We start from the raw sequence: 15,021 nt of genomic DNA, 5'->3' as shown, positions 1-15,021 counted from the left end.
TCAGTTCTGCTGGATCGAGCGGGCGAGCTGCTCGTCGGTGTTCTGCATGGCGGTGGCGGCGCCGCGCAGGAACTTCGCCATGCCGTCGAGGCCGCCGACCGCCTGGGTGGTGCCGGTGGTGAACTGCTCGTAGGTGTCCTTGAATGCGCCCGAGGCCAGCTGGGTCTGGAAGCCGTTCGCCACGAGCTGGTCGATCAGGTTCCGCAGCTCCGTCAGTGTGTTCGTCATCGAGTCCCGGCCGGCGTCCAACCGCGCGGCGGCGTCGTTCATCTCTTCGTAGGTGACGTTGAGGTTGGCCATGGTGTTCTCCTTAGGGGCGGGCCGCGATGTCGGCGGCCGGATCGGTGGTGCTGGTGCTGGGAGCGGCCGCCAGCGGCAGCTGCACCCGGGTGGCCTTGCCTGCGGCCACCAGGTAGCCGCGGCCCGGAGGGAACTCCGAGCGTGCGGCGCGCGGGAGGGCGGTGCGCAGCACCGTCTCCCCTTCAGCGGGTTCGGGTTGGAGGAGGATGCCGCGGCGCGCGTTCTTGACCTCGGCCAAGAGTGGCCACGACGAACTCCAGGCACTGGTCTCCGCCTCGGCCACGAGCAGGTGCTCGCTGCGCTTGACGGCACGGGTCAATTCGACGATCGCGGCGTCGGCGGGGGTGGAGAGGAAGTCGGCGATGCTCTCGACGATCACGGCGACGGGTGCTGCAGGCTCGGTGGCGTCGGCTGCGGCGTCGGCGGCCGTGATCTCGGCGGCGAGCCGGCGCGCGAGCTGGGCGACCGCATCCGGATCGGTGGCCGTCTCGGTCCACGGCACCGCGCCGAGGAGCGCGGAGCGGCGCTGGCCGAGGTAGTAGAGCGCGATGCCGGGCCGCCACCGCCGCAGCGACTGCGTGAGCGCGAGCACCGCGTTCGAGCGCCCGCTCGCCGGGCCGCCCGCGACGAGGAGCAACCCGACCGGGTCGAAGCCGATCGGCGCGAGGTCGTCGTCGGAGACACCGGCGACAGGCCGGCCCTTCACCTCGACCGGTAGCTCGGTCAGAGCGACCTCGGTGGGCAGCGAGCCGACGCCCGCGACATCCGTCAGCCCCTGTGCGCGGAGCTGTGCGCGGAGCTCGGCGCCGAGCCGCTCCAAGGCCCCGGCCTGCTCGAGCACGTTGCGCGAGCCGCCGAGCACGGCGATCTGCGTCTCGTGACCGTCGACGATCGCGCGGCCCGCGGGCGACGCCGCGCTCAGCACGTCGTCGGGGGCGTCGAGCATGAGGTAGGCCGAGTCGTCGGCCATGCGGAGCACCACGCGCCGCGGCACCGCCGAACTCACCGAGGAGGGCACGCTGCCCGGCCGGTCGGCGCTGAAAACGACGTGCACGCCGAGGCGCCGGCCCTCGGTGAGCACCCGCAGGAACTCGCCGTAGCGCGCCAGGCGACCGGATGCGGTCTCCCACTCCGCGCGGAACGCCGGGAACCCGTCGATGAGCAGCAGCACGCGCGGCACCAGGGCGCCGGGCGCGGTGCCGGCCCGGCCGGCCGCCGCGCCCGAGAGCTCGCGGTAGTCGTCGAGCGAGCCGGCGTTCACCGCCGAGAAGGCGCGCCCCCGTTCGTCGATGAGCGCGTTGAGGGTGCGCAGCAGCCGGGCCACGCGTTCGGGGTCGTCGCCCGCGATCACCGAACCGACGGTGGGCAGTTGCTCGAGCATCCGGAGGCCGCCGCCGGCGAAGTCGAGGGCGTAGATGGACGCCGGATCGCCGGCCGCCAGCGACGCCGCCACCGCGACGGTGCGGAGCGTCACCGTCTTGCCCGAGCCGCTGGTGCCGTAGACGGCGAGGTGGCCGTCGGCATCGGGGAAGAACGCGACGGGCTCCTGGGTCTGCCGCTCGGGCAGGTCGGCCAGCCCGAAGGTGAGCGCTCCGCCGGGCGCTGCGGCGCCATCGGCCTCCGGCAGCGCGGCGAGATCGTACGTCGCCGCGAGCTCATCCAGCCATGGCCGCCGCGGAGCCGGTACGCCGGCGATCGCTGCGGCGGTGCCGATGGTCGACACCACGCGTGACTCGTCGTTCGGCCCGGTCTCGTCGCGCCGGAGCGCGGCGACGTCGGCCACCCGAGGCTCCCACACGATCTCGGCGCCGAACCGCAGCTCGGCCACCTTCACGCTCGCGCGCTCGGGTTCGCTGCGGGTCCAGCCGCCCACGTACGCGGTCTGGAACGGCGTGAGCTTGCCCGGCCCGGTCTTGGCCACCGCGCGCCCGGGGAGTGCCGGGTCGAACCAGGCCGCCGTCTTCTCGCCGATGACATCCGTCGAGTCGTGCTCGTCGGCCATCCGCAGGGCGACGCGGAGGTTGGTGTTGGCGCGCAGGTTGTCCTTGATCACGCCGGCCGGCCGCTGGGTGGCCATGATGAGGTGGATGCCGAGCGAGCGGCCGCGCTGCGCGATGTCGACCACGCCGTCGACGAACTCGGGCACATCGGTGGCGAGCGCCGCGAACTCGTCGATGACGATCACGAGCGCGGGCGGGCACTCCGGGTCGCCGCGTTTCTCCAGCTCGAGCAGGTCTTTCGCCTTCTTGCGCCCGAGCAGGCGCTCGCGGTGCTGCAACTCGGCGCGCAGGCTCGTGAGCGCGCGACGCACGAGGTGCGGGCTCAGGTCGGTGACGAGGCCCACCGCGTGCGGCAGGGTCACGCACTCGGCGAACGCCGAGCCGCCCTTGTAGTCGACGAAGAGGAAGGTGACCCGGTCGGGGCTGTACTCGGCGGCCATCCCGAGCACCCAGGCCTGCAAGAACTCCGATTTGCCCGATCCGGTCGTGCCGCCCACCAGCGCGTGCGGGCCTTGCAGGCGCAGGTCGAGGTGCATGGCGTCGATGCCCGAGTTGCCGACCAGGGCCCGCAGGCTGCCGGCGCGCCGTGGCGCACGGGGCGCCGGTGCGCCCCCGGCGCCGTCGGCGGTGCCGAGCTCGTCCCGATCGAGCAACGAGTCGTTCTGGCGCCAGCGGTCGACCACGGCGGCGGGCGACTCGGCGAAATCCGAGCCCACCAGGGTCAGGAACGACACCGACGGCGGCAGATCGCTCGAGTCGTCGATGCGCGCCCCCGAGTCGACGAGGGGCGCGAGCCGACGCGCGAGGGCAGTGGCCTGCTCACGGTCGACGCGCTCGCAGCGCACCCCGTGCACGGCACGGCCGAGCCGCACCAGCGAGACGGATGCGCTTCCCGCCTGTTGCCCGGCCAGGTCGACCCAGCTCCGGCACACTGCGGGCAGCTCGCGCGCCGAGGGCGCCGCCCAGAGCAGATAGACGTTCGCCTCCGCGGCGCGCTCGGCGAGTTGCACGAGCCGCGCTCGATCGACCGGCGCGTCGTCGGTGACCAGCACGACGACGGCGGGCATGGCGGCACCGCGGGCCGGGGCGGCGGCGCCGCCGTCCGACGCTCCGGGCTCGCCGACCCTGGCCCCGGCGGCGGTGACGTCGTCGTCGGCGGGCAGGGCGCCGCGCTCGGCCGGCGTGCCGGTCCTCCCGGCGCGTGCCGCGACCAGGTCCTCCAGCGACGCGAGCAGGGTCAGGCCGGTCGCCGCGCTGTCGGCGAGGTGCACCTGGTCGCCGAGCGGCGATTGCGGCGAGGAGGTGTGCGGCAGCCAGCCGAGCCACGCGTACTCGGGCGACCAGCGCGCGCTCGTGATGGCGGCGAGCACGACCTCGGCGGGGGAGTGCAGGCCCGCCACCTGCACGAGGAGGCCCCGCATCACGTCGGCGACCTCCGCATCCGGCCCCACCACACCGATGCCGCCGCTCGCCCGCGGATTCTCGACGAGCGGTACGTCCGCGATCTCGGCGAACGGGGCGAGCACCCCGTCGACGCGGTGTTCGAGCGCCGCGACCACCGGTCCCGTCGCCTCCGAGCGTGACACGGTGTTGCGCGAGGGGAGCGTGCCGGTGCCGAGGCGCAGGTTGAGGAACGACCAGTGCTCGGGCCGCCTGGTCCAGAGCAGGGGGCCGAGTTGGAGGGCGTCGGTGTAGACGTCGGCCGTGGTCGGCGCTTCGGTGTTGCGCACCGATCGCTCGCGCGGCACCTCGGCGGCGAGTTCGGCCGAGAGGTCGTGCAGCTCCTCGTCGAAGCGGGCGGTGTCGGTGCCGATGCGGCGTCGCCGGTTGAGGCCGCCATCGAGGTAGCTGCCGAAGACCAGCACGGGTGCGAGCGCCACGAACAGCAGGGCGAAGGCGCTCTGGAACAGCGCGAACATCGCGGCCCCGGTGATGAGTGGCGCGAGGAGCGAGATCCACGGGAAGCGGGTCTTCTCGGGCTCGGCCGGGGTGGTCGGAGCGGTGAACTCGCGACCGGGGTAGCGCGGCTCGACCCGCGGGGCGCGGTTGAACGGGAGGCTGCCGCCGCGTTCGGCGGGGGCGCGGCTCGAGGCCGGGGCGCCCGGTCCGCCCGGTGCGCTCGGCGTGGCCGGCTCGGGCCGGGCGACCCGCCGGAAGCCGATCTCGGAGTCGCCGATGGTCACCGACTGGTGCTCGTCGACCGTGACCCGCGTCACCACACCGCCGTCGATGAGCAGTCCGTTGGCGGAGTTGAGGTCGGCGACCTCGATGGTGTCGCCCACCAGCACCTTGGCGTGCAGCTTCGAGGCGAGGGGGTCGGTGAGCACGATGGTGCAGCCCGGGTCGCGACCGATGGTGCTCTCACCGAAACCCAGGGCGAACTCGCGGCCGGCATCCGGGCCGGTGAGGATGCGCGCGATCACCGCGGTGGCGTCTGCGGCGCGGAGGGCGGTTGCGCCTCCTGCGGCGGAACCCGGTGCGGCGCGGTCGTGCGGGTCGTTCGGGGCAGCCAGCCGCACGGTGAAGCCGGAGCCGATCTCGGCCTCGCCGATCGGCGTGCCGGGCGCGAGCACGGCTTCGCGCGCGAACGCCGGCGGCGACACGGCCAGGGTGAGTGACCCGGCGGCCCCGACAGGCGCCGCGTGCGACGCCAGTGGATCGGCGGCGGCGATGGCGGTGGCGATGTCGCCGACGGAGGCGGTCGCATCCGTCGTCACCACGATGTCGGCGGGCGGTGCGGATGCCCGGGCCAGGGTGAACTTCAGCCGCACCTCAGCCGCCCGTCAGGTACACGACCGCCGCTGCGGCCACCGCCACGACGAGCACGGCGTCGAGCACGATGCCCGGCCACACCGACTTCTTGGCCACCGGCGCGGTATAGACGGGCGCGGCCGTGGCCGGGCGCCGCACGGTCGACTCGAGCGGCACCGTCGGGGCTGCGGCCGGCTGGGCGTACGCCGGTTGGGAGGGCGGGGGCGTGGTGCCCACCGCATCCGCCGGCGGTGCAGTGGGGAATGCGGGCACGGCGCGCTGTGTCTCAGCGAGCGGAGCGGGCACGGCCTCGGTCGGGGCGGTGAGCGGCTGGGTCGTCGCGCCGGTCGGGAAGGGCGGCGGTGCGGGCTGAGTGGAGGCGGCCGCGAGCGGCACGGTGGCCGGCGGGATGGGCGCGGTCGCGGGTGCCGTGCTCACCGGCGCGGTGCCGGCCGGTCGTGCGCGGCTGTCGTCGAAGGAGGGCCCGCGCGCGAAGGCGTCGTCGGTCACGTCGATCGGGGTCACTGCGAGGCCGAGCTGCTCCTGCACCCGCTGCAGCGCTCGGCCGAAAGAGAGGGCCGAGGTGTACCGCGCTGCGGGCGAGGCCGACAGGGCGACCGCCAGCGCCTCTTCGACGGCGGGCGGGACATCCGCTCGGCCGATCGGCGGCAGCGGATCGGTGCGGATGCGCGCACTCATCGCCTCGACCGTGTCGGCGCCACCGCCGGGGTCGCCGCTCGTCAGCTCGAACGGCGCACGGCCGGCGAGCAGGCTGTAGAGGGTGGCGCCGAGGGCGTACACGTCGGACGAGACCCGCAATGTGGCGCCGTCGCCGAGCACCTCGGGTGCGGCCCACGGCACCGAGTAGGCGTCGACCACCTGGGCCGAACCGAGCGTGCCCGCGATGCCGAAATCGGCCAAGGCCGGCCGGTGGTAGTCGGTGACGAGCACGTTCGCGGGCTTGATGTCGCGGTGCAGGATGCCGGCCCGGTGCGCCGTCTCGACCGCGCCCGCGAGCTGCACGCCCACGGCGAGCACCTCGGCGACCGGGATCTGCTCGCTGCGGAACCGTGCGCCGTAGCCCGGCAGGGCGCAGTACTCCATCACGAGGTACGGCTGCCCGGTCTCGGCGATGCCGGCCTGGTGGATGGTGACGATCGACGGATGCGTCGACAACTGCGCCATGAGGTTCGCCTCGTCGCGGAACCGCTCGACCGCCCGGTCGTCGAGCTCGTTCGTGGCCAGCACCTTCACGGCGACGCGGCGGCGGGGCAGGTGCTGTTCGTAGAGGTGCACGTCGGCGAACCCGCCGGACCCGATGGTCTGCAGGAAGTCGAAGCCCGGGAGGCGGGGCGGGGCGGCGGTCATCCGGTGTACCCCGTGTTCACGACCTCGATGGTCTGGCTGGTCTTGCCACCAGGGCCCACCAGGGTGATCGTGTAGATCTGGCTGGACTGCGGGCACTGGAAGTCGAGGGCGATGGAGTCGTTCACGGCGACGCTGGAGAACGGCTCGGCCTGGGCATCCCGGGTCTGTATGCCGAAGTAGGCGGTATCGGCGCCGGTGCCGGTCCAGGAGAAGCTGAGCACGGGCTGCTCCACCTGGCCTTGGCCGGGAACCGGGGCTTCGCTCGGCGTGGGGCACGTGACGGTGCTGGGGCCGGTGAACGAGGTGATGGTGGGGCCGGGGTTCGCGGGTGCTTCGGGTGCGCCACCGCCACCGCCACCGCCTGTGCCGCCGCCCGTGCCCGGGTCGGTGGTGGCCGTCGGCGTGGGGGTGGGCGTCGGTGTCGGCGTCTTGGTCGGCGTCGGTCTGGGGGTGCTGCTCGGCGTCGCGCTGCTCGCAGCCGGGGTCTCGGGGGCGGCCACCTGCGAGGTGCCCGCGTTCCGCAGCACGATGAGGGTGACGAAGACGACGAGCGCGGCGGCCAGCAGACCGCGCAACACCCAGCGGATGACGACCGGCGCGCGCCGACGGGCAGGCGGAGAGTCCCCCGGCTCTGTCGTCATGTGGTGGCCTCACGGCTGGTCTGCGGAGATGGCACGATCGTCGAGGTTCAAGATATCCGTTCGCCCCACCGAGCGCCAGAGCCAGGCATCCCAAATGTCCCCCGATTGCGGGCCACCGTCGGCGCGCACCCCGAGGCCGCTTCTCGCGATGAGCTACCGGTGCTCCGGCAGCAGCGGGGCGGTCAGGCCAGGGTCACGACCGAGTTGGGTGGCACGGGCGACGGATGCGGCGCCGAAACGATCGCGCACCGCATCGAGCACGGAGTCGAGGGCGGCGCCGTCGGTCCAGTCGATCGGCAGTTCGGGCTGGATGCTGCCGGTGCGCGCCAGCTGCCCGAACGAGATGCCGATGAGGGTGATCCCGCGTTCGCTGAGCTCGGGCCGGGCCGCGGCAAGCAGGCCCCGGGCGGTGGCGAGCAGCAGCGCCGTGCTGTCGGTCGGTGCGTGCAGGGTGCGCGACCGGGTCGCCTTCGCGAAGTCGCCGAAGCGCAGTCGCAGCACGATGGTGCGGCACATCCGGTCGCCGTCGCGGAGGCGGCGGGCGAGGCGATCGATGATCTGGCTGAGGATGACGTCGAGCTCCTCGGATGAGCGGGGTCTGCTGCCGAGGGCGCGCTGAGACCCGATGGAGGAGCGCCGCCGCGTCGTGTCCACCGGCCGCGGGTCGCGGAGCCGGGCGAGGGCGTGCAGATGGGCGCCGGCGGCTCGGCCGAGAAGCCGTTCGGCGGTCGCGGCCTCGAGCTCGGCGAGCTGACCCACGGTGCGGATGCCGAGCCCGTGCAGCTTCTCGGCCGTCTTGGCGCCGACTCCCCACAGCCGTTCGACCGGGAGGGGCAGCAGGAACTCCTGCTCGCCGTCGGGCTCGACGACGAGCAGGCCGTCGGGTTTGCTGACCGCGCTGGCCACCTTGGCGAGGAACTTGGTGCGGGCGACGCCCACCGAGATCGCGAGCCCCACCTCGGCGCGCACCCGCCGGCGGAGGGTCGCGGCGATCTGTTCCGGCGAGCCCGCGAGCCGTCGCAGGCCTCCCACTTCCAGGAACGCCTCGTCGATCGACAGCCCCTCGACGAGCGGCGTGGTGTCTCGGAAGATGGCGAACACGTCTTTGCTGGCCGCGGAGTACGCCTCCATGCGCGGCGGCACCACCACCGCATCCGGGCACAACTCGCGCGCCTGCCGGCCGCCCATCGCGGTGCGCACCCCGCGAGCCTTCGCCTCGTAGCTCGCGGCGAGCACCACGCCGCCGCCCACGATGACGGGCCGGCCGCGCAGCGCCGGAGCGTCGCGCTGCTCCACCGACGCGAAGAACGCGTCGAGGTCGGCGTGCAGCACGGTCGCTTCGCCTCGCATCCGCCCTCCCGTGCTCGTCTCCCGCCGATCGTCCCACTCACCCCCGACATCGACGCTGGCCGAGACTCGCTCAGGCGGTGCGTGCTCCGTTCAGCGCGTCGAGCCGATGGTCGAGTCGCCTCCCGACTCCTCGAGCGCCGCCAATCGAGCCGCGAGCTCGGAAGCGGCCGGTGGGAGCAGCGTGCTGAGCGGCGTCATCCAGACGATCTCTGCCGCGGCGGCGCCGCAGTCCAGCACGGCACGGATTGTCGCGATCGCCTCGTCGCGCGACGCCACCCCGCTCAGGGCGGCGACCAGTGGGGTGAGACCGGTCGCGGCGGCGAGTTGAGCACGAAGCCGGTCGATCTCGAATTCGGTCTGGCGGCGGCGCTCGAGCGGGGAGTGCCGGCGGGGTGCGACGCGATGTGCGGCGATCATGTCGTCGGTCAATTCAACGCTCAGCGGCTCCGCAGCCGAGAGACCGAGATCGATGAGCAAGGCACGGAGGTCGTACCTGCCCGGCGAGAGGCCATTCCAGGATGCCGGGTCGATGATGACGGGCACTCGGGCGTATTCGCCGGGGTCGAGAGGCACGCCGGTCTCGCGGCCGACGCTCGCCCATCCGAACGAGAAGTCCGGGTTCCCGGGCGTGGTGAACACTCCGATCACCCGCTGCCCGTCGCCGTCCGGAACCCATCGTCGGTCGCCGGTGTTCACCACGTCGATGGAGAACAACGTGCCTACGGCAGGGTCGCGTGCAACGGCCGGCCAGCGCAGTTCGAGCCCCCTGCGCCGCTCCGCGCGACCCGGTCGCAGCCGCATCGGATCGGGGTGAACCCGCAGCACGGTCCGGCCATCGCCATTCCGGTCAAGATGAGCGACCCGCCAGATCGTCGGATCGGCGGGGTTCGGCGCACCGAACAGCACCCCCGCGTCGTGCCGCACGAGAAGGCGCCAGCCGGAGTCCGGCGCATCGGCCGCCGACCCCGTGTCGATCTCGCACTCCCGCTCGCGCGCCAGGTCGATGAGCGGCCGACCGGGTTCGCGCACGACTTCTCCATCGACCTCGGCGAGACCGATCTGGTACATCTGCAGCTGCTCCATCGTGCTGTCCTCCGGCATGTTCTCGGTGAGTCTGTTCTCGGCGGTTGCGTTCTGGGTGGGTCTGTTCTGGATAGGTCTGTTCTGGATAGGTCTGTTCTGGATAGGTCTGTTCTGGATAGGTCTGTTCTGCATGGGTCGGTTCTACATGCTTGTGTTGTCGGCGGGTCTGTTCCCGACCGTTGTGCCTCCGACCGTTGTGCCTCCGACCGCTGTGCTTTCGCCCGGCATGCCCGTCCGGCGTGTCCCCGCCCAGCCTGCACCCGTCCGGCTCGTCGCGCTGGCGCATAGTCGACCTTCCCATATCGCTTCTGCTCTGCCGCCCCCAGCGGCTCAACTCGGCACCCCGGGAGCTCAGAACGGTGGGTCGTCGGGAAGGCTGGGGCGGGCGCGAGCGCGAGCGCCAGGGCGCGCTGGCACGTTGTCGAGAGCGCGGCCGGGGCGTGGTGCGGCAGTGTGATCGGGCGGTGCGGTGGCATGACGGGCGCCCGCGGGGGAGGTCCACACCAGTGAACGCGCTGGACCGGGCCGAACCCGCCACTCCGTCTGGTGCTTCAGGGTGTGGTGGCGGCGGCAGAGCGCCGAGAGGTTCTCGAGGCTCGTTTCGCCGGCGTGAGCCCAGTCGCGGGTGTGGTCGAGGTCGCAGCGGTCGGCCCGGCGGATGCAACCGGGGAAGCGACAGGTCACGTCGTCGAGAACGACAGCGGTGCGCAGATCGGCGGGCACTTTGTAGCGCTCACGGCCGACCGAGAGGCGCTGGCGGGTGACCGGATGGGTGAGGATGCGCAGCCACGAATCCGCGCCCGCCGCCAGACGACGGCTCGTCTCGTGATCGATCGGCCCGTAGCCCTGCAGCTCGGCGGCTTCGTCGGAGCGACCGAGGAGCGTCAGCGCCGGCACCGTGACCACGATGTTCGCCCGGATGCCGCGTGCACGCGCCGCGGTGTCGCCGTCTCGGTGCAGGAGCAGCTCGGCGAGGCCGTCGGCCCGGAGCTGCGCATGGGTGCGCGTCTCATCGGGGGCACGGAGCGACCGGGCGAGTTGATCGAGGGTGTCGTCGATCGCGAACGCCGACACCGCGGGAAGGTGACACACCAGGGTGGCCATGCCGTCGCGCTCGTTCTCGACCCACACCGCGCGCTCGTCCCGCGCCTCGCGGTGGCGCCGGTCGATGGAGTCGGGGTGCATCCGCTCCCGCACCGCACGGGCGTGGGCCGAGAGCTGCGCGCTGGTCTGGGAGGCCGCCCGGGCGAGTGCCACGACCTCGAACTCGCCCCGGACGGCTTCGGGCAACGACCGCGCCTGGCGAACCACCGCCCGTGCGTGCTGGTAGCTGATGTCGCCACGGCTCAGTGCCTCGAGGGTGAGCGGCAACGAACCGCACAGAACCTCGGCCTCATCGATACGCAATGCGGCTGCGCCCTCCGAGATGAGCAAGGTCGTGGCGACCTCGGCCACCAGGGAACGCCGGGCGAATTCGAGCGAGCCGCCGGGCAGTCGCGCCAGGCTGTCGGACTTGCGAGCAGCTGCCGCGAGCCGCCGTACCGACCCCGCCTCGAGGATGGCCTGCCGCCGTTGCAGCACCGCCACCGAATCGGCATCCGAACCGATGCCCCACAGCAGCGTCTCGCGAGCGTTGAAATACACCTGAGGCACCACGTCTGCGGGCTCGACGACGTCGGTCGAAGAGGCGAAGGCGGGTGTGATGAGCATGACTCGATTATATCGAACATAGATTCGAATGTCGAGTCCCGAGCGGCTGGCAGATGGGGATTCGCTGGAAGCGACAGCAGTGCCGGATGCGCGGCGTATCGTTGCGTAGGTGATGCCACCCACCATCGAAACGGTCGGCGAACTCCGGGCTTCCGGGCACGTCGAGAAGTCCCTGCGCGCCGAGATCCGCGACAACCTGCTCAGTGCCCTCCGCGAGGGCCGCGACCCGTGGCCGGGCCTGCACGGCTTCGAATCCACGGTCATCCCCCAGCTCGAACGCGCCCTCATCGCCGGGCACGACGTGGTGCTGCTCGGCGAGCGCGGCCAGGGCAAGACGCGGCTGCTGCGCACCCTGAGCGGGCTGCTCGACGAATGGTCACCGGTCATCGCCGGGTCGGAGCTCGGCGAGCATCCGTATTCCCCCATCACCAGCGTCAGCCGGCGCCGCGCGGCCGAACTCGGCGACGACCTCCCCATCGCGTGGCGCCACCGCGACGAACGGTACGTCGAGAAGCTCGCCACCCCCGACACCAGCGTCGCCGACCTCATCGGCGACGTCGACCCCATGAAGGTGGCGGAGGGCCGGAGCCTCGGCGACCCGGAGACCATCCACTTCGGCCTCATCCCGCGCTCCCACCGCGGCATCGTGGCCATCAACGAGTTGCCCGACCTGGCCGAACGCATCCAGGTCGCCATGCTCAACGTGATGGAGGAGCGCGACATCCAGATCCGCGGCTACGTGCTGCGGCTACCGCTCGACGTGCTCGTGGTCGCGAGCGCCAACCCCGAGGACTACACGAACCGCGGCCGCATCATCACCCCGCTGAAAGACCGGTTCGGCGCCGAGATCCGCACCCACTACCCCACGGAGCTCGACGACGAGGTGGCGGTCATCCGGCAGGAGGCCGAGCTCGTGGCCGAGGTGCCTGACTACCTGGTCGAGATCCTGGCCCGCTTCACCCGCGCGCTCCGCGAATCCAGCGCCGTCGACCAGCGGAGCGGCGTCAGCGCACGCTTCGCCATCGCGGGCGCCGAGACCATCGCGGCCGCGGCCATCCACCGCGCCACCCGGCAGGGTGAAGCCGAGGCCGTGGCCCGCCCGGTCGACCTCGAGACGGCCGTCGACGTGCTCGGCGGCAAGATCGAGTTCGAGTCGGGGGAGGAGGGGCGCGAAGACGAGATCCTCGACCACCTGCTCCGCACCGCCACCGCCGAGACCGTGCGCTCCCACTTCCGCGGCATCGACTTCTCACTGCTGGTGGATGCGCTGGAGAGCGGCGTGATGGTCACGACCGGTGAACAGGTGGCCGCGCGCGACTTCCTCGCGGGGTTGCCGTCGCTCGGGGAGTCGGAGCTCTACGACGAGATCTGCGAGCGGCTCGGCGCGCGCAACGACGGCGAACGCGCCGGCGCGATCGAGCTCGCTCTCGAGGGCCTCTACCTCTCCCGCAAGATCAGCAAAGACAGCGCGGGCGGCGAGACGATCTATGGCTGAGTACACGTACCCGCGCGGCGGCGACGGTGATGCCGGTGCCAGATGCGCGCCGGAACGACGGATGCGCGGGGCAAACTCGGAGGCTGGCTCCGTCGTTCCCGACATCCGGCCCGTTTCTCCGTCGTTCCGATCTCGCGCGGCCGGCACGCACGGCACGCACGGCACGCACGGCGAGGGGGGCGGCAGGGTCGGCACGCACGGCGACGGGGGCGATCGTGGCTAGGGCGAACCGGCGGCTCACGCGCGGCTCCCGGTACGGCAAGTACGTCGACGGGCCCGATCCGCTCGCCCCGCCGATCGACCTGAAAGAGGCACTCGACGCCATCGGCGAAGACGTGATGGCGGGCTACTCGCCCGAGCAGGCGCTCCGCGAGTTCCTGCGCCGGGGCGGCCGCGACCAGGAGGGGCTCGACGACCTCGCCGGCCGGGTGGCCGAGCGCCGCCGCGAACTCACGCAGAAGCACAACCTCGACGGCACCCTGCGCGAGGTGAAGCAGCTGCTCGACCGCGCGGTGCTCGCCGAGCGCAAGCAGCTCGCCCGCGATGCCCTCATGGACGAGGGCGACCGCGCCCTCGCCCAGATGCAGCTCGACAACCTCCCCGCGTCGCCGGCGGCCGCCGTGAGCGAGCTGAACGGCTACGACTGGCAGAGCAGCGAGGCGCGCGCCGACTTCGAGAAGATCAAAGACCTCCTCGGGCGCGAGATGCTCGACCAGCGGTTCGCGGGCCTCAAGAACGCGCTCGAGAACGCCACCGACGCCGATCGGGCCGCCGTCACCGAGATGATGCGCGACCTCAACACCCTGCTCGAGGCGCACAAGCGCGGCGACGACACGCAGGAGCAGTTCGACGAGTTCATGGCGAAGCACGGCGACTACTTCCCCGAGAACCCGTCGACCATCGACGAACTGCTCGACACCCTCGCCCAGCGAGCAGCGGCGGCGCAGCGGATGCGCAACTCCATGACCCAGGAACAGCGCGACGAACTCGACGCGCTCGCCCAGCAAGCGTTCGGGTCGCCCGAGCTCATGCAGACGCTCGCCGAACTCGATGGCAACCTGCGCGAGCTCCGGCCGGGCGAGAACTGGGGCGGGTCGGAGCGCCTCGACGGCGAGGAAGGTCTCGGGCTCGGTGACGGCACGGGCGTCTTCCAAGACCTGGCCGACCTCGATCAACTCGCCGAGCAGCTCTCCCAGTCCTACGACGGGTCGCGCATGGACGACCTCGACCTCGATGCGCTGGCCCGGCAACTCGGGCCCGAGGCCGCGGTGGATGCCCGAACACTGCAGCAACTCGAGAAGGCCCTGCGCGACTCGGGAACGATGAAGCGCGGCTCCGACGGGCAGCTCAAGATGACCCCGAAGGCCATGCGCCAGCTCGGCAAGGCACTGCTCCGCGACGTCGCCGAGCGGATGTCGGGCCGCCAGGGCGCCCGTGAGCTGCGGCAGGCGGGTGCCGCCGGCGATCTGTCGGGGGCCACCCGTGAGTGGGCCTTCGGCGACACGGAGCCGTGGGACGTGACGCGCACGATCACGAACGCCGTGACGCGGAGCGCGGGGGAGCGGGGCGCGTTCGGGCCGGTGCAGATCCGCATCGGCGACGTCGAGGTGCAGGAGACTGAGGCGCGCACCCAGGCGGCGGTCGCCCTGCTGGTCGACACCTCCTTCTCGATGGCGATGGACGGCCGGTGGGTGCCGATGAAGCGCACGGCGCTGGCCCTGCACACGCTCATCACCAGCCGGTTCCGCGGCGACGACCTGCAGCTCATCGGCTTCGGCCGGCACGCCGAGGTGATGGACATCGAGCAGCTCACGGCGCTCGAGGCCAAGTGGGACAAGGGCACCAACCTGCACCACGCCCTGCTGCTGGCGAACCGGCACTTCCGCAAGCATCCGAATGCCCAGCCGGTGCTGCTCATCGTCACCGACGGCGAACCCACCTCGCATCTCGAACCGAACGGGGAGATCGCGTTCAGCTACCCGCCGCATCCGGTCACCGTGGCCTACGCGGTGCGTGAACTCGACAACTCGATGCGACTCGGGGCGAAGACGACGTTCTTCCGGCTCGGCGACGACCCGGGGCTGGCGCGGTTCATCGCGTCGATGGCCAAGCGCGTGGGGGGCACGATGGTGTCGCCCGAGCTCGACGACCTGGGCGCGGCGGTGGTGGGTTCCTACCTCGGTTCGCGGCGCGGCGACGACCCGTTCGGCGCGCCGGGATCGTTCGACGACATGTTCGGGCGCGGCTGGGGGCGCTGGGCCGGCTGAGCCCGGCCACGAAACCGCGGCGGCCGACGAGCCCGCGACGACCGAGCAGGCCGAGC

The 15,021-nt window shown here is 72.3% G+C and carries 9 protein-coding genes and 1 pseudogene; 2 read left to right on the top strand and 8 right to left on the bottom strand.

Features of this window, described 5'->3' with window-relative positions:
* From AC3WLB_RS06470 to AC3WLB_RS06435, 8 genes and pseudogenes are all read right to left on the bottom strand, one after another.
* Entirely contained in the window at positions 1-300 is a 300-nt protein-coding gene (locus AC3WLB_RS06470) for a WXG100 family type VII secretion target (protein WP_022895766.1), read from the bottom strand.
* Positions 301-310: 10 nt separating this feature from the next.
* The gene (locus tag AC3WLB_RS06465; RefSeq protein ID WP_492504312.1) at positions 311-5,071 is read right to left on the bottom strand and encodes a type VII secretion EssC family protein; all 4,761 of its coding nucleotides are present in this window, start codon (positions 5,069-5,071) and stop codon (positions 311-313) included.
* A 1-nt stretch (position 5,072) separates the two neighbouring features.
* Positions 5,073-6,419 carry a serine/threonine-protein kinase gene (locus AC3WLB_RS06460; RefSeq protein ID WP_492504310.1) on the bottom strand — a complete coding sequence of 449 codons (1,347 nt, stop codon included), beginning with the start codon at positions 6,417-6,419 and terminating at the stop codon, positions 5,073-5,075.
* Complete coding sequence (locus AC3WLB_RS06455) at positions 6,416-7,060, bottom strand: hypothetical protein (protein WP_492504308.1); 645 nt, start codon at positions 7,058-7,060, stop codon at positions 6,416-6,418. Before AC3WLB_RS06455 ends, AC3WLB_RS06460 begins: the two co-directional genes overlap by 4 nt.
* A 153-nt stretch (positions 7,061-7,213) precedes the next feature.
* Positions 7,214-8,410, bottom strand: a complete 1,197-nt coding sequence (gene dinB / locus AC3WLB_RS06450) for a DNA polymerase IV (protein WP_492504306.1) — start codon at positions 8,408-8,410, stop codon at positions 7,214-7,216.
* A gap of 90 nt (positions 8,411-8,500) precedes the next feature.
* Positions 8,501-9,511 (bottom strand): hypothetical protein, encoded by a 1,011-nt coding sequence (locus AC3WLB_RS06445; protein WP_492504691.1) that lies wholly within the window; start codon positions 9,509-9,511, stop codon positions 8,501-8,503.
* Positions 9,512-9,561: 50 nt separating this feature from the next.
* A pseudogene (locus AC3WLB_RS06440) lies at positions 9,562-9,753 on the bottom strand (pentapeptide repeat-containing protein); the annotation flags it as partial.
* Positions 9,754-9,844: 91 nt separating this feature from the next.
* Positions 9,845-11,203, bottom strand: coding sequence for an HNH endonuclease signature motif containing protein (locus AC3WLB_RS06435; RefSeq protein WP_492504304.1), 1,359 nt, complete (start codon positions 11,201-11,203; stop codon positions 9,845-9,847).
* 112 nt (positions 11,204-11,315) lie between these two features.
* Between AC3WLB_RS06435 and AC3WLB_RS06430 the strand changes: the two genes are divergently transcribed.
* Positions 11,316-12,698 carry a magnesium chelatase ATPase subunit I gene (locus AC3WLB_RS06430; protein WP_492504302.1) on the top strand — a complete coding sequence of 461 codons (1,383 nt, stop codon included), beginning with the start codon at positions 11,316-11,318 and terminating at the stop codon, positions 12,696-12,698.
* Positions 12,699-12,913: 215 nt separating this feature from the next.
* Positions 12,914-14,965, top strand: coding sequence for a vWA domain-containing protein (locus AC3WLB_RS06425; RefSeq protein ID WP_492504300.1), 2,052 nt, complete (start codon positions 12,914-12,916; stop codon positions 14,963-14,965).
* Positions 14,966-15,021: the final 56 nt, after the last annotated feature.

Source organism: Herbiconiux sp. FW305-C-125, from assembly GCF_058783455.1.
This window is presented reverse-complemented; position numbering and strand designations above follow the sequence as displayed.